The 20,405-nt window shown below is 72.0% G+C and carries 21 protein-coding genes; 3 read left to right on the top strand and 18 right to left on the bottom strand.

What is annotated here, in order from left to right; all coding sequences use genetic code 11:
- The 16 genes from ACZ56V_RS36555 to ACZ56V_RS36480 form a co-directional block, all read right to left on the bottom strand.
- A partial coding sequence (locus ACZ56V_RS36555; RefSeq protein WP_333752895.1) for a flavodoxin-dependent (E)-4-hydroxy-3-methylbut-2-enyl-diphosphate synthase occupies positions 1–239 on the bottom strand: 239 nt, incomplete at its 3' end.
- A 4-nt stretch (positions 240–243) separates the two neighbouring features.
- Positions 244–1,266, bottom strand: coding sequence for an adenosyl-hopene transferase HpnH (gene hpnH / locus ACZ56V_RS36550; RefSeq protein WP_052842223.1), 1,023 nt, complete (start codon positions 1,264–1,266; stop codon positions 244–246).
- Positions 1,267–1,272: 6 nt separating this feature from the next.
- Positions 1,273–1,914 (bottom strand): phosphorylase family protein, encoded by a 642-nt coding sequence (locus ACZ56V_RS36545; protein ID WP_398917805.1) that lies wholly within the window; start codon positions 1,912–1,914, stop codon positions 1,273–1,275.
- A complete protein-coding gene (shc, locus tag ACZ56V_RS36540; protein WP_398917803.1) occupies positions 1,914–3,956 on the bottom strand; it encodes a squalene--hopene cyclase in 2,043 nt (680 codons plus the stop codon). Before shc ends, ACZ56V_RS36545 begins: the two co-directional genes overlap by 1 nt.
- Before the next feature lie 114 nt (positions 3,957–4,070).
- Positions 4,071–5,135, bottom strand: coding sequence for a polyprenyl synthetase family protein (locus ACZ56V_RS36535; RefSeq protein ID WP_468947900.1), 1,065 nt, complete (start codon positions 5,133–5,135; stop codon positions 4,071–4,073).
- Positions 5,136–5,203: 68 nt separating this feature from the next.
- A complete protein-coding gene (gene hpnE / locus ACZ56V_RS36530; protein ID WP_398917801.1) occupies positions 5,204–6,640 on the bottom strand; it encodes a hydroxysqualene dehydroxylase HpnE in 1,437 nt (478 codons plus the stop codon).
- Positions 6,637–6,795: a DUF6380 family protein gene (locus ACZ56V_RS36525; protein ID WP_398917799.1), complete on the bottom strand. Its 159-nt coding sequence runs from the start codon at positions 6,793–6,795 to the stop codon at positions 6,637–6,639. The genes hpnE and ACZ56V_RS36525 overlap by 4 nt, the downstream gene beginning before the upstream one ends.
- On the bottom strand, positions 6,795–7,745 hold the full coding sequence (hpnD, locus tag ACZ56V_RS36520) for a presqualene diphosphate synthase HpnD (RefSeq protein WP_468947893.1): 951 nt from the start codon (positions 7,743–7,745) through the stop codon (positions 6,795–6,797). Before hpnD ends, ACZ56V_RS36525 begins: the two co-directional genes overlap by 1 nt.
- Entirely contained in the window at positions 7,742–8,671 is a 930-nt protein-coding gene (hpnC, locus tag ACZ56V_RS36515) for a squalene synthase HpnC (RefSeq protein WP_467384205.1), read from the bottom strand. Before hpnC ends, hpnD begins: the two co-directional genes overlap by 4 nt.
- 359 nt (positions 8,672–9,030) lie before the next feature.
- The gene (locus ACZ56V_RS36510) at positions 9,031–9,810 is read right to left on the bottom strand and encodes an ABC transporter ATP-binding protein (protein ID WP_174256579.1); all 780 of its coding nucleotides are present in this window, start codon (positions 9,808–9,810) and stop codon (positions 9,031–9,033) included.
- On the bottom strand, positions 9,803–10,732 hold the full coding sequence (locus tag ACZ56V_RS36505; RefSeq protein WP_398917793.1) for an ABC transporter permease: 930 nt from the start codon (positions 10,730–10,732) through the stop codon (positions 9,803–9,805). Before ACZ56V_RS36505 ends, ACZ56V_RS36510 begins: the two co-directional genes overlap by 8 nt.
- Positions 10,733–10,830: 98 nt before the next feature.
- On the bottom strand, positions 10,831–11,703 hold the full coding sequence (locus ACZ56V_RS36500) for a glycosyltransferase family 2 protein (protein WP_356371453.1): 873 nt from the start codon (positions 11,701–11,703) through the stop codon (positions 10,831–10,833).
- Between the two features lie 8 nt (positions 11,704–11,711).
- The gene (locus ACZ56V_RS36495; RefSeq protein WP_198601752.1) at positions 11,712–12,491 is read right to left on the bottom strand and encodes a CDP-alcohol phosphatidyltransferase family protein; all 780 of its coding nucleotides are present in this window, start codon (positions 12,489–12,491) and stop codon (positions 11,712–11,714) included.
- Positions 12,469–13,530 (bottom strand): iron-containing alcohol dehydrogenase family protein, encoded by a 1,062-nt coding sequence (locus tag ACZ56V_RS36490; protein WP_398917791.1) that lies wholly within the window; start codon positions 13,528–13,530, stop codon positions 12,469–12,471. The genes ACZ56V_RS36495 and ACZ56V_RS36490 overlap by 23 nt, the downstream gene beginning before the upstream one ends.
- Positions 13,518–14,270 carry a phosphocholine cytidylyltransferase family protein gene (locus ACZ56V_RS36485; protein WP_356371442.1) on the bottom strand — a complete coding sequence of 251 codons (753 nt, stop codon included), beginning with the start codon at positions 14,268–14,270 and terminating at the stop codon, positions 13,518–13,520. The genes ACZ56V_RS36490 and ACZ56V_RS36485 overlap by 13 nt, the downstream gene beginning before the upstream one ends.
- Positions 14,267–16,087, bottom strand: a complete 1,821-nt coding sequence (locus ACZ56V_RS36480; protein ID WP_468947889.1) for a DUF5941 domain-containing protein — start codon at positions 16,085–16,087, stop codon at positions 14,267–14,269. Before ACZ56V_RS36480 ends, ACZ56V_RS36485 begins: the two co-directional genes overlap by 4 nt.
- A 477-nt stretch (positions 16,088–16,564) precedes the next feature.
- Between ACZ56V_RS36480 and ACZ56V_RS36475 the strand changes: the two genes are divergently transcribed.
- A complete protein-coding gene (locus tag ACZ56V_RS36475) occupies positions 16,565–17,503 on the top strand; it encodes a cation diffusion facilitator family transporter (protein ID WP_398917785.1) in 939 nt (312 codons plus the stop codon).
- A gap of 245 nt (positions 17,504–17,748) precedes the next feature.
- Positions 17,749–18,342: an isopentenyl-diphosphate Delta-isomerase gene (idi, locus tag ACZ56V_RS36470; RefSeq protein WP_398917784.1), complete on the top strand. Its 594-nt coding sequence runs from the start codon at positions 17,749–17,751 to the stop codon at positions 18,340–18,342.
- A gap of 1 nt (position 18,343) precedes the next feature.
- Here the strand turns inward: idi and ACZ56V_RS36465 are convergent, their stop codons facing one another.
- Positions 18,344–18,796 carry an ATP-binding protein gene (locus ACZ56V_RS36465; RefSeq protein ID WP_398917782.1) on the bottom strand — a complete coding sequence of 151 codons (453 nt, stop codon included), beginning with the start codon at positions 18,794–18,796 and terminating at the stop codon, positions 18,344–18,346.
- A gap of 195 nt (positions 18,797–18,991) precedes the next feature.
- Here ACZ56V_RS36465 and ACZ56V_RS36460 point away from each other — a divergent pair, with 195 nt between their 5' ends.
- Positions 18,992–19,741 (top strand): enoyl-CoA hydratase/isomerase family protein, encoded by a 750-nt coding sequence (locus tag ACZ56V_RS36460; RefSeq protein WP_468947886.1) that lies wholly within the window; start codon positions 18,992–18,994, stop codon positions 19,739–19,741.
- Here ACZ56V_RS36460 and ACZ56V_RS36455 read toward each other — a convergent pair.
- Positions 19,734–20,369 carry a DJ-1/PfpI family protein gene (locus ACZ56V_RS36455; protein WP_398917778.1) on the bottom strand — a complete coding sequence of 212 codons (636 nt, stop codon included), beginning with the start codon at positions 20,367–20,369 and terminating at the stop codon, positions 19,734–19,736. The two genes, ACZ56V_RS36460 and ACZ56V_RS36455, sit on opposite strands and share 8 nt — an antisense overlap.
- Positions 20,370–20,405: the final 36 nt, after the last annotated feature.

Here is a 20,405-nt window from a genome sequence, read left to right as displayed (position 1 = left end):
TCGGCGTCGTCCTGGGTGGGGCAGGCCACACGCACGATCTGGCAGCCCGACGCCGTCAGCTCGGCGATCTGCTGGAGCGTGGCGCCGATGTCGGAGGTGCGGGTGGTCGTCATCGACTGCACCGACACCGGAGCCCCGCCCCCGACCGCCACCGGCCCGACCTGGATCCGCCGCGACACGCGCCGCTCGGCGATCGGCCGGACCGGTACCTCGGGGAGCCCCAAGGGGATGGCGGTCATGACATCACTCCCGGTTCGAGGAGACGGTCTCGCGCATGGCGCGCAGGGACTCCTTGAGCGAGCCCATGGTGGCCAGGACGGCGGTGGGCTCGTAGCCGCAGTGCGCCATGCAGTTGTCGCAGCGCGGGTCCTTGCCCCGGCCGTACTTGTCCCAGTCGGTGTCCTCGATCAGCTCGCGGTACGTCGGGACGTATCCGTCGCTCATCAGGTAGCAGGGGCGCTGCCAGCCGAAGAGCGAGTAGTTGGGGATCGCCCAGGCGGTGCACGGGAAGTCGACCTTGCCCTCGAGGAAGTCGAGGAACAGCGGCGAGTGGTTGAGCCGCCAGCGGGCGCGGTTGCCGCCCGAGAACGCCTTCCGGAACAGCTCGCGGGTCTGCTCCACGCCCAGGAAGTGCTCCTGGTCGGGCGCCTTCTCGTAGGCGTAGGCGGGCGAGATCATCATCTCGTCGACCTTGAGGTCGTCGTTGAGGAAGTTGAGCACCTCGACGATGGTCTGCGGGGTGTCGGTGTTGAAGAAGGTCGAGTTGGTGGTCACCCGGAAGCCGCGCCGCTTGGCCTCCTTGATGGCCTCCACGGCCTCGTCGAACACGCCCTCCTTGGCCACGGACTCGTCGTGCCGCTCGCGCAGCCCGTCGATGTGCACGGCGAAGGCGAAGTACGGCGAGGGCGTGAACTTGTCCATCTTCTTGCGCATGAGCAGTGCGTTGGTGCAGAGGAAGACGTACTTCCGCTTGGCCACCAACTGCCGCACGATCTCGTCGATCTGGGGATGCATCAGGGGCTCGCCGCCGGCGATGGAGACCATCGGCGCACCCGATTCGAGCACCGCTCCCACGGCCTGCGCGACGGGCATGCGCTGCTTGAGCACCCCGGCCGGGTGCTGGATCTTGCCGCACCCCTCACACTTCAGGTTGCAGGCGAAGAGCGGCTCCAGCTCCACGATGAGCGGGAACTTGTCCCGTCGGCGAATCTTCTGTTCGGCCAGGTATGTAGCGACCTTGATGGACTGGCGCAGGGGCATGGCCATCTGGGCTCACCTCCGGGGGAGCAACAAAGAACGGTGCCATTCGAAAAATGCGGGAAGAACGGATCGAAGAACGCGGAAAGCCGATATTCCACCGCGCACGGTGCCGATCCGGACGAGTTCGTGTTCTGGAGCGTCCACGACCACTCGGACGGCCGCAACCGGGCGCGGGCCCGTGCGGACGGCGCTCAGGAGCGTGGCCGCGGACTCCATGTCCACGGCGATCGCGCCGGTCGCGAGCAGGTCGGCGCGTTCGGGGCCGCGGACGACGTGGTCCGAGCCGGTCAGCGGCCCGGTGTGGACGGTGCGCCCGGGGACGGCTCGCGCGAGTTCCTTGACGAGCCGGTCGGTCGCGACGCAGGCGACGGTGGAGCGCGGGTCCCGGGTCTCCTCGGCGACGACCAGGTCGCCGGGGTGCATGCCGGGGGCCAGTCCCGCGCAGAAGCCGGTGGCGAGCACCGCGGCGGACTCGAGCCCCGGGTCGGCGAGGACCCGGGTGACCGAGCGTTCGGCCGCCTTGGGGCCCATGCCGGTGCGCAGGACGGTGACCGGCCCGCCGGCGCCGGCGCGGTCGCCGGTGCGCAGGGCGAGGTGCTCGATGCCGAGCGCGCAGGCGATCAGCAGCGGGGACGGGCCGGTCTGCGGGGTCATCAGCTGCCCTTCACCTCGGCCGTGGCGGTCTCGGTGGGTGCCTCGGCCGCGCGGGGCTTCTTGGCGAAGGGCTCCCCGTGGACGTACCGGCCCAGCGCGGTGAGCGGGAAGACCTGGCGGTAGAGGTGGTAGTTGATGGAGAAGTCCCACGGGAATCCGGTTCCCGTGAAGTAGGGCTCGTCCCAGGAGCCGTCCTCCCGCTGGGTGGCCGCCAGCCACTCGATGCCGCGCTCCACGGCCCTGGACTCCCGCTCCCCCGCCGCCAGCAGGGCCATCAGCGCCCAGCCGGTCTGCGAGGCGGTCGAGGCGCCCCGGCCGCTCCACTCCCGGACGTAGCGGTAGGAGCGCAGGTCCTCGCCCCAGCCGCCGTCCTCGTTCTGGACGGACTCCAGCCAGCGCACCGCGCGCCGGATGGCCGGGTGCGAGGTGGGCAGCCCGGCGGCGGTCAGGGCGGGGATCACGGACCCGGTGCCGTAGACGTAGTTGACGCCCCAGCGGCCGAACCACGAGCCGTCCGCCTCCTGCGCGTCCAGGAGCCACTGGATGCCGCGGCGGGTGCGCGGATCGTGGGCGAGGCCCTCGACGGCGAGCATCTCGACGACGTGCGCGGTGACGTCCGCCGACGGCGGGTCGATGACCTCGCCGAAGTCGCAGAACGGCAGCCGGTTGGGGAAGGCGCTGGTGTTGTCGACGTCGAAGGCGCCCCAGGCGCCGTTCTTGGACTGCATGCCGAGGTTCCAGCGCACCCCGCGGCCGATGGCCTTCTCCACCCGCTCCGGGTCGTGGTGCTTGACCCGGCGCAGGGCGAGCACCACCTCGGCGGTGTCGTCGATGTCGGGGTAGTTGTCGTTGTGGAACTCGAACGCCCAGCCGCCGGGCGGGAGTCCGGGCCGCTTCACCGACCAGTCGCCGGGGCGCACGATCTGTTCGCCCAGCATCCAGTCGGACGCCTTGACCAGCTGCGGGTGGTCCTCGGGCACGCCCGCGTCGGCCAGCGCGATGGTGGCCAGGCAGGTGTCCCACACCGGGGACTGGCAGGCCTCGATCATCCGGGCCCCGTCCTCGCGCCACACGGCGAAACGGTCCAGCGACTCGAGTCCCGCGCGCATCACGGGGTGTTCGAGGTCGTAGCCGAGCAGGTAGAGCGCGATCACCGAGTAGACCGCCGGGGGCTGGATGCCGCCCCAGCAGCCGTCGTTCTCCTGCCGCTCGATGATCCAGCGGGCGGCGCTGTTCATCGCGGCCCGGCGCAGACGGCGCGGGGCGACCCTGCGGTAGGCGTGCAGGGCCTTGTCGATGCGCTGGAAGGCGCCGTCCCAGCTGGCCACCGGTGCGAGCGGGCGCGTGGGGTTGGGGCGGGCCGGGTCGGTGTGCAGTTCGTCCAGCGGGAAGGGCGCGGGACGCACCGGCCGCTTGGCGGAGACAATGGTGAGCGGCACGATGGTCTGCCGGGCCCAGCAGCCGAAGTCGTAGATGTTGAGCGGGACCCAGGTGGGGAAGTAGATGAGCTCCGGCGGGAGTTCGGGCAGGTCGTCCCACTTCCACCAGCCGAACAGGGCCAGCCAGATCCGGGTGAAGACCCGGGCGGAGGCGATGCCGCCGCGGGACCTGATCCACTCGGCGGCCCGCGCCATGTGGGGCGCGTCGGGCGCGTCGCCGGCCAGGCGGAGGGCGACGTAGGCCTCGATGGTGGTGGACAGTTCGCCGGGGCCGCCGTAGAAGGTGGCCCAGGTGCCGTCCTCGCGCTGCTCGCCGCGGATGAACAGGGCGGCGGCGCGGGTGGTCTCCTCGTCCTGGATGCCCAGGAACTGACGCAGGAGCAGGTCCTCGGCGTCCATCGTGACGTTCGTCTCGAGGTCGCCCTTCCACCAGCCCTCGTCGTCCTGCCGGGAGAGCAGGAAGTCGGTGGCGCGCCGGGTGGCGCGTGCGGCGGCTTCTGGTACCCCGGCCGCCGCGGCGGGGATGGTGATGTCGGTGTCGCTGGCCGAGGCTGCCAGGGGCCTCAGGGAGGCCCCGGTGCTTCCGTCGGTCGTCGCTGTCATGGCTTCCCCTTCGTGCAGTGTGCGTGGTGCGTCTGCTGGGTCCGCCGTCGGCCGGTGCTCGTGTCTCCACGACCCCGGCCGGCGACTACGCGAGGGCTATTCGACCGATAATGATCATCTCTTTCGTACGACGACGAAGTCCGCGAGTGCCGTGAACCGGTCCCGCACCCGGTCGGGCATGTCGACGGCGTCGAGGGCTTCGATGGCGATGCTGTGCTGGCGACGCGCCTCGTCGGCGGTCCACTCCCGCCCGCCCGCTTCCTCGATGAGGGCGGCGCGGGCCGCGAACTCCTCCTCCGAGAAGTTCGCGAAGTCACTGGCCTTGGCGTCGGCGGCGAGGATCTCGCCGAGCCGTTCGGAGGCGGGCCCCCCGGCGGCGAGGGCGGCGACGACCGGCAGCGACTTCTTGCGCTGGCGCAGGTCGCTCCAGGTCTGCTTGCCGGTGGCGTCCGGGTCGCCCCAGATGCCCAGCAGGTCGTCGACGGCCTGGAAGGCGAGGCCGAGGTGGTAGCCGTACGTCTCCAGGGTGTCGGCGGTGCGCTCGTCGGCGCCGCCGAGCACCGCGCCGATGGAACTGGCGGAGGCGAGCAGGGCGCCGGTCTTGTTGCCCTCCATCTCCAGGCACTCCTCGACGCTGACGCGGTCGCGGTGCTCGTAGGAGATGTCCTGGGCCTGACCGTCGATGAGGGCGCGGCTGGCCTTGGTCAGCCGGCGGGTGGCGCGGCCGGCCTCGACGGTGCCCAGTTCCAGCAGCACCTCGTTGGCCAGTGCGAACAGGGCGTCGCCGACCAGGATGGCCTGGGCGGGGCCGTGCACCTTCCAGACGGTGTCGCGGTGGCGGCGCTGCTCGTCGCCGTCCATCAGGTCGTCGTGCAGGAGGGAGAAGTTGTGCACCAGTTCCACGGCCACCGCGCCGGGCACGCCGACCTCGGGCGCGGCACCGGTCACCTCGGCGGAGAGCACGGCGAGCGCGGGGCGGACGGCCTTGCCGCCGTCACCGTGCGCGGGGTTGCCCTGGGCGTCGATCCAGCCGAAGTGGTAGGCGGCGACGGTGTCCATGGGAGGGGCCAGTCGGTCGACCGCCGCCCGCAGGACCGGCGTGGCCAGGGTCCGGCCGCGCTCCAGAAGCGCGGTCACGTCCACCGTGGTCCGTCGATCGGCCTTGGCGGCCGGGGGCACAGTGGGCACAGTCTTTCCTCCAGTTGCGGTGCCGGGAGTGCGGGAGCCGGTCCCGCGTGGATCGGCTCTCACGCCGCCTCCTCGAAGAAGTCGGGCAGGAGGCCGCGGGACCGGCCCGGGGTGCCGAGCGCGGCGGCCGCCGCTCCGACACCGCTGCGAACCGCACTCTCCATGGTCGCGGGCCACCCGGTGGCGGTCCACGCCCCGGCCAGGTAGAGGCCGGGTGCCTTGGTGCGGGCGCCGGGCCGCAGGCGGCCGACGCCGGGGGCGGGGGCGAACGTCGCGGTGCGCTCCCTGGTCACGAAGAAGTCCTTCACCTCGGCACCCCGGGTGCGGGGCAGCAGCCGCTCCAGTTCCGGCAGGTACCGCTCGCGCAGCGCGGCCACGGGCTCGTCGATCTCGTTCTGCGCCGTCGACTGGGAGAGCGCCAGGTACTGACCCTCCTTCAGGCCGGAGGCCTCGGTACGGTCGAACACCCACTGCACCGGGGTGCCGAGGGCCGTGAGGAACGGTGCGGCGAGCACCGTGCGGTCGTAGACCACGTGGATGTTGAGGATCGGCGCGGTGCCGATCCGCAGAAGATTCTCCGGAGCGTCCAGCGCTCCGTCCGGCAGCAGGTCGTACGCCTCGCGCTGGGGTACGGCGAGGACGACCGCGTCCGCTTCGAGCGTCTCGTCGGGAACCTGAACGCTCCAGCCGCCGTTCTCGTTTACAGAGACGGAGGTGACGCGTGTACGGACCTCGGTACGGACGCCCGCGGAGTCGAGCGCCTTGCGGGCCAGCCGGTCGTGCAGTTCGCCCAGCGGGACGCGGGCCCACCCGATGTCGGCCGCTCCCGGGTCGGACAGCAGACCGGTCTTGAACACCATCGCGGCGAGCCCCAGCGAGGCGTCGCCCGCGACCGCGTTGAGGGTGGCGACCCCGACCAGGTCCCACAGGGCCTCGACGGCGCGCGCCGACTGGCCGTGCGCGGTCAGCCAGCTGCCGAAGTCCTGGGTGTCCAGGGCCGGATCGGCGAGGTCGAGCCCCTTCAGCGCGAGCGCGGCACGCCCCACCGAGGCGCGTTCGGCGAGGGAGAGGTGCGGGTAGGACGCCAGGCTGCGCCCCAGATGCAGGGGTACGGGCAGCGCGTCGCGCCGCAGTCTGCCGAGCCGGTTGCCCTCGGGCCGCGCCAGGTCGACCACGGGCACGTCGAGACGGTTCTGCACCGGTGCGAGCGCCGCTCCGCCGATCCGGTCGAGGAACCACCGGTAGGCGGTGCAGCAGCGCAGGTACACGTGCTGGCCGTTGTCGACGGTGAGGTCGCCGCGCTGGAAGGAGAAGGCGAGCCCGCCGAGGCGTGGGCGCCCTTCGAGCAGGGTGACGCGCACGCCGGCGTCGGCGAGTGCGAGCGCGGTGGTGACCCCCGCGAGTCCGCCGCCGACCACGACGGCGTGTCCGCCGGGGCCGAGGGCCGGGACGTCCGCGAGCACGCCGCCCTCGCGCGTGCCGTTGCCCTGCGTCATGGTGCGCCCTTCCCTGTCCGGTCGCCGTGGTGTTTGAACGGCGTACGGCCGACCGTCTCAGTCAGGGACGCCGACCGCCACCGGAGGGTTGCCCGCCGTTGTCCGCCGGTGGTTCCGTGCGGGTCCTGGGCGTCCAGTGTGCCCGGTGTGTCCATCAGGCGCGCCTCCTGACGGTCCGCCGGGTGACGTGCCGGGTGTCGAGGCCGGACAGACCGCGCACGGCGACGTACGCCTTCTCGCGTCCCGGCAGGGAGACCCGGCCGCGCAGCACGGCCTCGGGGTCGCGCTCGATGCGGTCCAGGAGGCGGCGGTAGATGCCTGCCATGGCGGCCACGCAGGCGCCGCTGCGCCGGTCGAGCATGGGCAGCAGCCGGTAGCCCTCGGCGAAAAGGGCGCGGGCCCGACGCACTTCGAAGTGCACGAGGCCCGCGAAGTCGGAGCCCTCGGGTGGAGTGGGCCCGTCGAAGCCGGCCGAGCAGCCGAACTTGGCGAGGTCGTCGGCGGGCAGGTAGGTGCGCCCGCCCTCGGCGTCCTCCCGGACGTCGCGCAGGATGTTGGTGAGCTGGAGCGCGAGACCGAGCGTGTCGGCGTATTCGGGCGCGCGCTCGGCGCCGCGCGGCCCCGGTTCGGTGCCGAAGACGCCGAGCGAGAGGCGTCCGATGGCGCCCGCCACGCAGCGGCAGTAGACCTTCAGGTCGTCCCAGGTCTCGTAGGTCTCGCCCCGCAGGTCCATCTGGACGCCGTCGATCAGCTCGTCCAGGCCGCCGAGCGGGATCGGGAACCGCCGGGCCGCGTGGGCGAGGGCGACGGCGACCGGATCGGTGTCGTCCTCGTCGACCGCGCCGTCCTGGATCCGGGCGAGCACGGCCCGGGTCTCGTCCAGCCGGGCGACCTTGACGTCGTCCGCCAGCACCCCGTCGCCGATGTCGTCGACCCGGCGCGAGAACGCGTACAGCGCGGACATCGCCCGCCGCTTGGGCGTGGGCAGCAGCCGGATGCCGTAGGCGAAGTTACGTGCCTGCTGACCGGTGACGGCCTCGCAGTAGCTGTAGGCGGCGAGCACCGGTGCCGACGTGTTCGCTGACGACTCCACGGACCCGATCACCCCTCTCCTCGCAGGACCACGCCCGCCTCGCGCAGCAAGTGGACCTTGCCTGACTTGGGCGGGCCGGGAAGTACGTCGTGATCCGCCGCGGCGATCGCGCGGAGCGCCGCCCTTCCCCCCGCCACGAAGCCCGCCAGGAGCAGCCGCAGCCTGCCGTGGACGCTACCCACCAGGGGGGCTCCTTCATTCAGCAGGTCGCGGGCGCGCCCGGCCTCGTAGGCGATCAGGGCGCGCACGGACGCGTTGGCGGTGGGCGCGGCGAGGTCCGTCTCCTGGACGTGGAAACGTTTCATGTCCTCGGCAGGCAGGTAGATGCGGTCCCGGCCCAGGTCCTCGGCGACGTCCTGGAGGTGCTCGACGATCTGCAGGGCGGTGCAGATCTCGTCGGAGCGGCGGATCCGTTCGGGGGTGGAGGTGCCGGTGACGGCCAGGACGAGACGGCCGACCGGGTTGGCGGACAGCTCGCAGTAGGCGAGGAGGTCGTCGTACGTCTCGTACCGGGCGACCAGCTGGTCCTGGCGGTTGGCGGCGATCAGGCCGAGGAAGGGCTCGGGGGTCAGCGCGCGGCGGCGCACCGTGGGCACCAGACGGCGCAGCAGCGGGTGACGGGGCGGGCCCTCGGAGCCGTCCGATCCGTCGGAGCCGTCGAAGACACGGCGCAGGTCCGCCTCGAAGGCGTCCAGCATCAGCAGGCGGTCGTCGGCACGGTCCTCGGGGACGCCAAGGAGGCGGGCGTCCGCTCCGCCCGGGGCGAGGTCGCCGTCACCGATGTCGTCGACGAGGCGGGCGAAGCCGTACACCGCCATCAGGTCGGTGCGCCAGGCGCGGGGCAGGAAGAAGGGGGCGACGGGGAAGTTCTCGTCGGCGGCCTTGGCTAGGGTGCCGCGCTCCGGATCGACGGCGTGCGCCGTGTCGGTGGCCGTCATCGCGGGCTGCCCTGGGCGGGGACGGCGCACGCTTCGCGGAGCTGGGGAGTTTCCGTAGCCATTGCCGTCACATCTCCCGTTCTACACTGCCGACCCAATACACACTATTTCGGACACGCCGCCCCGCCACCCGCGCGGCAGGCCCGCTCAAGGGTGTCGGGCATTATCGCCCCATGTGCCGCGATTCGGGACCGGTACAGCTTACGTTGTACAACTCACGGGCGTCCGTCGGGGTGCACGGCGCATCACAACAACACACCCATCGACTTCAAGATTCCTGAGAACGCCAGGAGTTGACGTTTCCTTTGCACACGCGGGGCCCCGCCGGAACGGTTCCGGCGGGGCCCCGGTGTGTCGGGCTACTTGCCCGTGAACTTCTCGTACTCCTTGAGCACCTCGTCGGTCGGGCCGTCCATGCGCAGCTCGCCGCGCTCCAGCCACAGGACCCGGTTGCAGGTGTCGCGGATGGACTTGTTGTTGTGGCTGACCAGGAAGACGGTGCCGGCCTCCTTCTTCAGTTCCCGGATGCGCTCCTCGGAGCGGGTCTGGAACTTGCGGTCGCCGGTGGCCAGGGCCTCGTCGATCATCAGGACGTCGTGGTCCTTGGCGGCGGCGATGGAGAAGCGCAGCCGGGCGGCCATGCCGGAGGAGTAGGTGCGCATCGGCAGGGTGATGAAGTCGCCCTTCTCGTTGATGCCGGAGAAGTCGACGATGTCCTGGTAGCGCTCCTTGATCTGCTCGCGGGTCATGCCCATGGCCAGTCCGCCGAGGATGACGTTCCGCTCACCGGTCAGGTCGTTCATCAGGGCCGCGTTCACACCGAGCAAGGAGGGCTGGCCGTCGGTGTAGACCTTGCCGCGCTCGGCGGGCAGCAGGCCGGCGATGGCCCGCAGCAGCGTCGACTTGCCGGAGCCGTTGGAGCCGATCAGGCCGATGGCCTCGCCCCGGTACGCGGTGAAGGAGACCCCGCGCACGGCGTGCACCTTGCGCACGCCCCGCTCCTCACCTCTCTTGAGGATGCGGCTCAGGGCGGCGGTGGCGCTGCCCTTGCCGGTCCTGGCGCCGTTGACGCGGTAGACGATGTGCAGCTCGTCCGCGATGACCGTCGGCACCCGCTGGTCCTGCTGCTGCTCAGCCACGGCCGTACCTCTCCTCCGCCTTCCAGAAGTACACGAAGCCGCCCACGGCGAGGACCACGGCCCAGCCGAGCGCGACCGCCCACACGTGCGGCGGCAGGTTCTCGGAGCCGTACCCGTCGATCAGCGCGAAGCGGATCAGGTCCATGTAGACGGCGGCCGGGTTCCACTGGAGCACGTCCGCGAGCCAGGCCGGCTTGTCCTCCAGCATGATCGGGATGGAGAACATGACGCCCGACGCGTACATCCAGGTCCGCATGATGAACGGCATCAGCTGGGCCAGGTCCGGCGTCTTGGCCCCCATGCGGGCCACGATGAGCGCCAGGCCCATGTTGAACAGGAACTGCAGCACGAGCGCCGGCACGACCAGCAGCCAGGACAGCGAGGGGTAGCTGCCGAAGCCGATGACCACCGCGAACAGGACGATCATCGAGGCCAGCAGCTGCTGGAGCTGCTGGAGCGCGAAGGAGATGGGCAGCGAGGCGCGCGGGAAGTGCAGCGCCCGCACCAGTCCGAGGTTGCCGGAGATGGCGCGCACGCCCGCCATCGCGGAGGACTGGGTGAAGGTGAAGACGAACACCCCCGTCACCAGGAACGGGATGTACACGTCCTTGGGCATGCCCTTGCCCGCGTTGAGGATCAGGCCGAAGATCGCGAAGTAGACGAACGCGTTCAGCAGCGGGGTGGCCACCTGCCACAGCTGGCCGAGCTTGGCCTGGCTGTACTGGGCGGTCAGCTTCGCCTGGGAGAAGGCGAGGATGAAGTGCCGCCGGCCCCAGAGCTGACGGACGTACTCCATGAGGGACGGTCTGGCACCGCTCACGGACAGCCCGTACTTGGCGGCGAGCCGGGCCGGTGTGAGGCCCTCGTCGGGCGACACGGGCTTGGTCATGGCGACCGTGCCGTCGTGCGTTGTCTCACTCACTGGTGGAAACTTTCGTCTTCGGAAACGCTCGGCCGCGCGGGCCTGGCATGGACCTGGTGGCCCCGGTCGGGGCCGGAACGCTCTCGGGTACGAGCTTGTCAGATCACCGGGGGGCGGCCCAGCCGGGTCAGGCGCCACACCGTACGCCACCGCATGGGCCGGCGGGGACCGCACGGGGTGGCCCAGCCCTCGCGGAAGCCGCCGAACCACGCCTTCAGGGCAGGTCGCGACGGCCGGCGCAGCAGCGTGAGCAGCATCCAGACGCCGAGGTAGACCGGGACCAGGAGCGCGGGGAGGTTGCGGCGGGCGAGCCAGACCCGGTTGCGGGCGACCATGCGGTGGTAGACCGCGTGCCGGGACGGCGCGGTCGTGGGGTGGTTCAGCACCATGTCGGACCGGTAGTCGATCATCCAGCCCGCGTCGAGGGCCCGCCAGGCCAGGTCGGTCTCCTCGTGGGCGTAGAAGAACGCGTCCGGCAGCCCGCCGACCTGGGTGAGGACGCGGGTGCGCACGGCGTTGGCGCCGCCGAGGAAGGTGGTGACGCGGGAGGAGCGCATCGGGTCCGAGGCGCGCAGCCGCGGGACGTGCCGGCGCTGGGTCTCGCCGGTCTCCGGGTCGGCGATGCGGAAGCTGATGATGCCCAGCTCGTCGTCGGCGGCGAACGCCTGGCGGCACAGCTCGGCGGTGTCGGTGCGGGCGAGCAGGCCGTCGTCGTCGAGGAAGAGCAGGACGTCGACGTCGCTGCCGCCCGGTCCGAAGGCCTCGATGCCGACGTTGCGGCCGCCGGGGATGCCCAGGTTCTCGGGCAGTTCGACGGTGCGCACGCCGTCCGGCACCTCCGGGACGGGCGAGCCGTTGCCGACCACGACCACCTCGACCGGGTCGCCGTCCTGCTTCGCGACCGAGTCGAGCAGGGCGCGCAGCTCCTCGGGGCGGTTGCCCATCGTGATGACGACGGCGCCGACCTTCATGGGCGCGCTCACTTCAGCCTGCTGGAGGCGAGGATGGACACCAGGTGCAGCAGGGTCTGCAGCAGCGCGATGCCGGCGAGTACGGCGGTGCCGAGGCGGGTGAAGAACAGGTCGCCGCGCGCCTGGTCGACGATGGCGAGGACCAGGATCAGCAGGGACGCCTCGATGCCGAGGATCAGCCGGTGGAACTTGAGCGCCCCGGCGGCCCGGCGGGCCAGCGCCATGCCGGAGGAGCGGATCTCGGAGGCGGCCTCCTTGACCGGGGGCATCCCGTTCTGGTGCCGGGCGACACCCACCAGGTCGGTCTCGGCCTTGATCAGGATCGCGCCGAGGGCGGCCAGGGTGCCGAGGAAGGCCCACAGCCAGTCGATGCGTCCGGTGCCCCAGAGGTCGGCGGCGCGCAGGCCGAGGCCGACCAGGACGGCGGCGTCGGTCAGGTAGGCGCCGACCCGGTCCAGGTAGACGCCGCCGAGCGAGTACTGCTTGCGCCAGCGGGCGATCTCGCCGTCGACGCAGTCCAGCAGCAGGTACAGCTGGACCGCGACCACGCCGAGCACCGCGCCCCAGATGCCCGGCACGAGCAGCGCCGGGGCCGCGAGCACGCCGCAGACGGTCATCAGGTACGTGAGCTGGTTGGGCGTGATCCTGGTGTTCACCAGGTAGCGGTCGATCCGCAGCGAGACCTCGCGCATGTAGAGGCGTCCCGCCCAGTGCTCACCGCTGCGCCGGTCCTTGACCCCCGCGGGATGGACGACCGGGCGTAGTTCAGCTACCGATGGCCTTGACATAGTCGGCGTACAGGTCCTTGATCTGGTCGGTTTTCAGGTCGAGGTGCTCGAGGATCGTGTAACGGCCGGGCCGCGTCTGGGGGGCGAACTCCACGGCCCGGAAGAACTCCTCGGGCGTGAACCCGATCTCCTCGGGCAGCACCGGCAGCCCGTGCCGCCGCAGGACCCCGGCCATGTGGGCGGACTCCTCGTGGGCCCCGCGCAGGTACATCGCGAAGGCCGCGCCCAGGCCGCACTGCTCGCCGTGGGAGGCCGCGCGGGTGGGGAAGAGCAGGTCGAAGGCGTGGTTGATCTCGTGGCAGGCGCCGGAGGCAGGCCGCGAGTCGCCGGAGACCGACATGGCGATGCCGGTGAGCACCAGCGCCTCGGCCAGCACCTGGAGGAAGTCGTTGTCGCCGATGCCACCGGGGTGCCGGAGCACGGCCTCACCGGCCTGGCGGGCCATCGCGGCGGCCAGGCCGTCGATCTTCTCTCCCTTGACCCGGTTGGCCAGCTCCCAGTCCGCGATCGCGGAGACGTTGGAGACGGCGTCGCCGATGCCGGCGCGCACGAAGCGGGCCGGAGCCGCGCGGATGACGTCCAGGTCGATGACGACGGCGATCGGGTTGGGCACACCGTAGGAGCCGCGGCCCGCGTCGTTGTCGAGGGTGGCGACCGGGGAGCACAGGCCGTCGTGCGCGAGGTTGGTCGGCACGGCGACCAGCGGGAGGCCGATGCGCGCCGCCGCGAACTTGGCGCAGTCGATGATCTTGCCGCCGCCGAGGCCGACGACCGCGTCGTAGTGGCCGCCCTTCATGGCGCCGGCGAGCTTGATGGCGTCGTCCAGGGTGCCGCCGCCGACCTCGTACCAGTCGGCGCCGGGCAGGGACGGGGCGACGCGGTCGCGCAGCCGGGCGCCGGAACCGCCGCTGACGGCGACGGCGAGCTTGCCCGAGTGGGAGATGCGCTCGTCGGCGAGCACACCCCCCAGGTCGTCGAGGGCACCCGCGCGGATGTCGACGACGACCGGCGACGGGATGAGCCTCGTCAGTACTGGCACGCGATCTCCCTGCCCTTGGCGAGGTCGTCGTGGTTGTCGATCTCGACCCACTTGACGTCGCCGATCGGCGCCACGTCGACCTTGAAGCCGCGGTTGACCAGCTCCTGGTAGCCGTCCTCGTAGTACAGCTGCGGGTCGCGCTCGAAGGTGGCCTTCAGCGCGTCGGCCAGCTCCGCGGCGGCCTCGCCCTCGATGAGGGTGACGCCGATGTACTCGCCGGTCGCCTCGGCGGGGTCCATCAGCTTGGTGATGCGCTGGACGCCCTTGTCGGGGTCGACGACGACCTTCATCTCCTCCTCGGCGAGGTTCTTCACCGTGTCGAGGGCGAGGATGATCTTCTTGCCGTCGCCGCGGGCGGCGAGCAGGGTCTTCTCGACGGAGACCGGGTGCACGGTGTCGCCGTTGGCGAGGATCACGCCGTCCTTGAGGGCGTCACGGCCGCACCACAGGGAGTAGGCGTTGTTCCACTCCTCGGCCTTGTCGTTGTCGATGAGGGTGAGCTTGACGCCGTACTTCCGCTCCAGCTCCTCCTTGCGGTCGTACACGGCCTCCTTGCGGTAGCCGACGATGATCCCGACCTCGGTCAGGCCGACCTCGGCGAAGTTCGCCAGGGTCAGGTCCAGCACCGTGATGCTGTCCTCCGCCCCCTCGGGGCCGACCGGCACCAGTGCCTTGGGCAGGGTGTCGGTGTAGGGACGCAGACGCCGGCCGGCGCCGGCCGCCAGCACGAGGCCGATCATGCGGGTTCTCCTTCGTCGTGTACGGCGGGTGCGCCGACCTTGTGGGCGGCGACCCAGAAGCGGATGCTCTCGACGAGCACCACGAGTGCCACGGCCACGGCGAGGACCGTGAGCGCGACCTTGAACTGTGTGGCGGTGAGCAGCACGGCCAGCACGCAGATCACCAGCGTGCGGCCCTCGTGCCCCCCGATCGTCCGCACCAGCCACTGCGGCGGCGCGCCCGCGTCGCCGCGGATGCGGTAGACCGTGTCGTAGTGATGGTAGGCGACCGCGGCCACCAGCCCGAAAGCCGCCGGAAGGGCCCCGTTCACGTCGGCCTTCGCGGCCAGTACCAGGACGGTGAGGTACTCGGCGGCCCGGAAGAACGGCGGGACCAGCCAGTCCAGGGCGCCCTTGAGGGGGCGGGCGACGGCGAGCGCCGAGGTCAGCACGTAGACGATCGCGGCGACGAGCGGCCAGGGGCCGCCGAAGTCGGTGAGGGCGGCCGTCGCGACGACGGCGGCACCGCCGAGGAGGGCGACGGCGGGGGCGGTGAAGCCGGGCAGTCGGCGGGCGGCGGTGCGCAGGCCCCTGGCGGCGGCCTCGGCGAGCGGTCCGGAGTCGGCGAGGTCGGCCAGCGCCTTCGCCGCCCGGTCGGTGCGCACGGCCTTGCGGGTCAGCGAGCGCAGCACGCGGCCGGCGGTGGTGTAGGTCGCGGAGAACGCGCAGCCGATCAGCAGCGCGTAGAAGGTGATCCGGGGCGTGGTGAGCGCGGTCAGCACCGCGATCATGGCCCAGCGTTCACCGATCGGCAGCACGATCATGCGGCGCACCCAGACCGTCCAGCCGACGCTGTCGAGCTTGTCGGAGAGGGCGGCGGTGGGGCTGGTGTTGGCCGAGGCGTCGTGATTGGCCTCGTTGAAGGAGAAGTCGACGACGTGGCGACAGGTCTGGAGGACCATCGCGCCGAGCGCGAGGGCCCAGACGTCGTCATGGCCGCCGCGGGCGGCTCCGAGGGCGAGGCCCGCGTAGTAGGCGTACTCCTTGGCCCGGTCGAAGGTGGCGTCGAGCCAGGCGCCGAGCGTGGAGTACTGCAGGGAGTAGCGGGCCAGCTGTCCGTCGGTGCAGTCGAGGACGAAGGAGGCGATGAGCAGCACACCGGCGGCGACGAACCCGGCGCGGGTGCCGGTGGCGGCGCAGCCCGCCGCTATGAGCGCGGTGATCAGCGAGGCCGTGGTGACCTGGTTGGGCGTCAGCCCGCGCCGCGCGCACCAGCGGGCGATGTAGCGGGAGTACGGGCTGATGAGGAAGGTGGTGACGAAGCCGTCGCGGGCCTTGACCGCCGACTTCAGGCGTACGGCCTCGTCGTCGACGGCGGCGACGGCCTGCCGTGCCTCGTTGCGGGCCTGCGGGTCGGCGGGGACGGCGGCGACGAGGCTGCCCAGCTCGGGGCGGTGCACGTCGGCGCCGTCGGCGTCGAGGGCGGCGGTGATCCGGTCGGCGAGGCTCTCCACGGCGAGCACGGTGCCGCCGCCCGCGGAGTTCTCGCGTGCCATCGCCCGGGTCAGTGCCTGGCGGGCGGCCGGCTGGGCGGTCACGGCGCCGGGGATCGCGGCGAGCGGGAAGCGGGGGTCGGTGAGACCGAGGCGCAGGGCGTGCGGGTGGCCCACGAAGCGGGCGTCGACCACGGCGACCCGTTCCTCGCCCGGGGCCCGGGCCAGAAGGGTCTCGGTGTCGGCGGCACCCGAGGCGAGGTGCACGTCGAAGCCCAGGGACCGCAGCTCGCTCTCGATCGACGAACCGGGGACCGGCTGACCGGTGAGGATGGCGGTCGGCAACCGAACTCACTCCCTGGTGCCGGCGCCTGGGCGCCGGGCCTGTGCATGGTGGAGCGCCCGTGCCTGGGGCACCCGGGCGGCATGTCGGCAGAGGTTATCGGATGCGGGGAACGCCGTGTTCACCGCCCGTTTCACGGTCGGTCGACGCCGCTTGCTCCCGCCTTTGCCGCGATCATCATCGTGGATGCGGGGCCCGCCCCACAAACCGCGCTCCCAGACCGGGCATCGCGGACATCGCACTGTGTCGGCGGTCGTGCGCACAGGGTCAGGGCGGCCCTCGGCGACCGTGTGCGCCGCAGGGCGGAAGCAGCACCTCCGGATACCTTCCAGCGTCCTGACCTGCGGAACGTTTTCGCAGGTCAGGGCAGATGACAACGGTGTTCAGTGCCGCGTTGCCCGATACCCCCTACCCGTAGTTGACTGTCATCCGGGCGCCGGGACACCGGACGCCGGTACGCACAGGGAGGCGGCTTTCCCATGGGGGCTGGGCACGATCACGGGCACGCGCACGGCGGCCACACCGGTGGGACGGCGACGGCCGCCTACCGGGGCAGGCTGCGGGCGGCGCTGGCGATCACCCTCACCGTCATGGTCGTCGAGATCGTCGGCGGGCTGCTCGCCGACTCGCTCGCGCTGATCGCCGACGCCGCGCACATGGCGACGGACGCCCTGGGGCTCGGCATGGCCCTGCTGGCCGTCCACTTCGCGAGCCGCCCGCCCAGCGACCGCCGCACCTTCGGCTACGCCCGCGCCGAGATCCTCGCCGCCCTGGCCAACTGCCTGCTGCTGCTCGGGGTCGGCGGTTACGTCCTGTACGAGGCGATCGACCGGTTCGTCACGCCGGCCGACACCGCGGGCGGCCCGACCGTCGTCTTCGGCGCGATCGGCCTGGTGGCGAACATGGTGTCGCTGTCGCTGCTGATGCGCGGCCAGAAGGAGAGCCTGAACGTGCGCGGCGCCTTCCTGGAGGTGGCCGCCGACGCGCTGGGCTCCCTGGCGGTGATCGTCTCGGCGCTGGTGATCCTGGCCACGGGCTGGCAGCCGGCCGACCCGATCGCGTCGCTGCTCATCGGTCTGATGATCGTCCCGCGCACCTGGCGCCTGCTGCGCGAGACCCTGGACGTGCTCCTCGAGGCGGCCCCCAAGGGCGTGGACATCGCCGAGGTGCGCGCCCACATACTGGCCCTGGACGGGGTCGAGGACGTGCACGACCTGCACGCGTGGACCATCACCTCGGGCATGCCCGTGCTCTCGGCGCACGTGGTGGTGAACGGCGACGCGCTGAACGCGATCGGCCACGAGAAGATGCTCCACGAGCTGCAGGGCTGCCTGGGCGACCACTTCGACGTGGAGCACTGCACCTTCCAGCTGGAGCCCAGCGGTCACGCGGAGCACGAGGCCCGGCTCTGCCACTGAGCAGGGGCGACACGGCGGACGACGGGGGCGCGCACGCACCGGCACGCGCCGCCGGTCGCTCCGACGGAAGGGTTCCGGGGGCGCGGCCCCGGGAACGATCACTCATCGGGCCCCTGCTCGGTGTCCGGCCGGCCGCCCCCGGTGCCGACGCGGGCACGCGGGACATGCGGGTGTGCCGGGAAGTGCCGAGAGTGCCGGATTCGTACGGCACACTTGGGGCGCGAGGACCGATGTGAAGGATGGGTATGCCGATCACTCCTGCCACCGCGACGCCCAGCTCGTCGAACGGCACCGCAGACGCGATTTTGCTGGAACTGGTCGACGAGAACGGCGTGACGATCGGCACCGCGGAGAAGCTCTCCGCGCACCAGCCGCCGGGCCGGCTGCACCGCGCCTTTTCCGTGTTCCTCTTCGACGAGCGGGGGCGGCTGCTGATCCAGCAGCGGGCCCTGGGCAAGTACCACTCCCCCGGCGTGTGGTCGAACACCTGCTGCGGCCACCCCTACCCGGGCGAGGCGCCGTTCGCCGCGGCGGCCCGGCGGACGTACGAGGAGCTGGGGGTGTCGCCCTCCCTGCTCGCCGAGGCGGGCACGGTGCGCTACAACCACCCGGACCCGGCCTCGGGGCTGGTCGAGCAGGAGTACAACCACCTCTTCGTCGGCCTGGTGCAGGCCGAGCCGCGCCCGGACCCCGAGGAAGTGGCGGACACGGTCTTCGTGTCCCCGGCGGAGCTGACCGAGCGGCACGCGCGGGACACCTTCTCGGCGTGGTTCATGACGGTGCTTGACGCGGCCCGGCCGGCCGTCCGCGAACTGACCGGACCCTCCACGGGTTGGTGACCTAACGCACCGCGTGCTTGAGCGGCAGGGCGGCCCAGATCACCTTGCCGCCGCTCGCGGTGTGGGCCACGTCGCAGGCTCCGCCCGCCTCCCGGGTGATCTCACGGACCAGGAGCAGGCCGCGGCCGCCGGTGCGGCCGTGGTCGGTCTCCAGCGCGGTCGGACGGTAGGGGTGGTCGTCCTCCACGGCCACCCGCACCCACTCGGGTCCGACGGCGACCTCCACGGCGAGCACCGGTGAGAGCACCGCCGCGTGCCGGACCGCGTTCGTGACCAGCTCCGAGACGATCAGCAGCAGGGCCTGCGTCACGTCGTCGGAGACCGGCACGCCCTGGCGGGTCAGCAGGTCGCGCACCGCATGCCGGGCCTGCGGCACCGAGGCGTCCACGGCGGGGGCGGTGAACCGCCAGACACCTTCGTACGGCAGCGGCCCGGTGGGCCCGGTCTCGTCCATCGTCCGGTCGCCACCCCTGGGATCGATTGTCACCACACCCCCGAGTGTTGGTAACACACCACGCCGCCCCGGACGCCTGAACACAAGTCAGCAGGTATCGAGCGTTTTCTGATCGTTGGCGCATGACACGGGACCGTTCCTGACCCGCCTGCCCGGCCGCCGGCCGCGACAGGGCCGGTGGATAGCATCCGGCCCATGGAGCCGCAGCTGCTGCACCGGGTCGCCGACTCGGTCGCCACCGTCGTCGTCCACCACCCGGCCAAGCGCAACGCCATGACGGCCGCGATGTGGCGGGCGCTGCCCCGCGTCCTCGACGACCTGGCCGCCGATCCCGGGGTGCGGGCGCTGGTGCTGACCGGCGAGGGCGCGACCTTCTGCGCCGGTGCCGACATCTCGGCCCTGCGCGAGTCGGCCGAGGAGGCACAGGGCTTGGCGGTGCGGGCCGAGGAGGCCCTCGCCGCGTTCCCCAAGCCGACGCTCGCCGCGATCCGGGGGCACTGCGTGGGCGGCGGGGCGCAGCTGGCGGCGGCGTGCGACCTGCGGTTCGCCGAGGAGACGGCGCTGTTCGGCGTGACCCCGGCCAAGCTGGGGGTGGTGTATCCGGCGTCCGCCACCCGGCGGCTGGTGGCGTTGACGGGGCCCGCCACCGCGAAGTACCTGCTGTTCAGCGGGGAGTTGATCGACGCCGCACGGGCGCTGCGCACCGGTCTGGTGGACGAGGTGCTGCCGGAGGGCGAACTGGGCAAGCGGGTGGCGGAGTTCACCCGGGTGCTGGCGTCCCGCTCGCTGCTGACACAGGCGGCGGCGAAGGAGTTCGCGAACGGGCGCACGGACCGGGACGCACACTGGGCCGCGCAGGCGCGCGGCAGCGGCGACACCGCGGAGGGGGTCGCCGCCTTCCTGGAGCGCAGGCAGCCGCGTTTCGGCTGGAGCGGGCCTACGTGAGGGTGAAGCGGTTCCCGGTGCGGAACTCCTCGACGAGCCAGGCGGGCGCCTTCTCGGGGGAACCCGCGTCGTAGGGCGGCCGCGGGTCGTACTCGGTCAGCAGTTGCACCGCCTGGGCGTGCTCGTCGCCGGCGATCCGGCCGACCAGGGTGAGTGCCATGTCGATGCCGGCGGAGACGCCGGCCGCGGTGACGTACTTGCCGTCGGTGACGACCCGTTCCCCGGTCGGCTCCACGCCGTACCGCTTCAGGAGGTCAAGGGCCAGCCAGTGCGAGGTGGCGCGGCGGCCGCTCAGCAGGCCCGCGGCGCCGAGCAGCAGCGAGCCCGAGCAGACCGAGGTGGTCCAGGTGCTGGTGGCGTCGGCGGCGCGGAGCCAGTCCAGCAGGGTCTCGTTGTCCATCTGCGCGTCCTGGCCGGGGCCGCCCGGGACGACGACGACGTCCGGGGCGGGCAGGTCCGCCAGGGTCCGGTCGGCGGTGAGCGCCAGGCTGCCCGTGTCGTTGCGGACCGGGCCGGTCCGCTCGGCGACGAAGACGGTCTCGGCGTCCGGAACGCGGCTCATGATCTCGTACGGGCCCACGGCGTCGAGGGCGGTGAAGCGGTCGAAGAGGACGATGGCGATCTGCACGTGTTTCCTCCCGGGGTCGGTCGGTCGGTGGACGGT

This window comes from Streptomyces sp. NPDC034099 (genome assembly GCF_055575415.1).
This window is presented reverse-complemented; position numbering and strand designations above follow the sequence as displayed.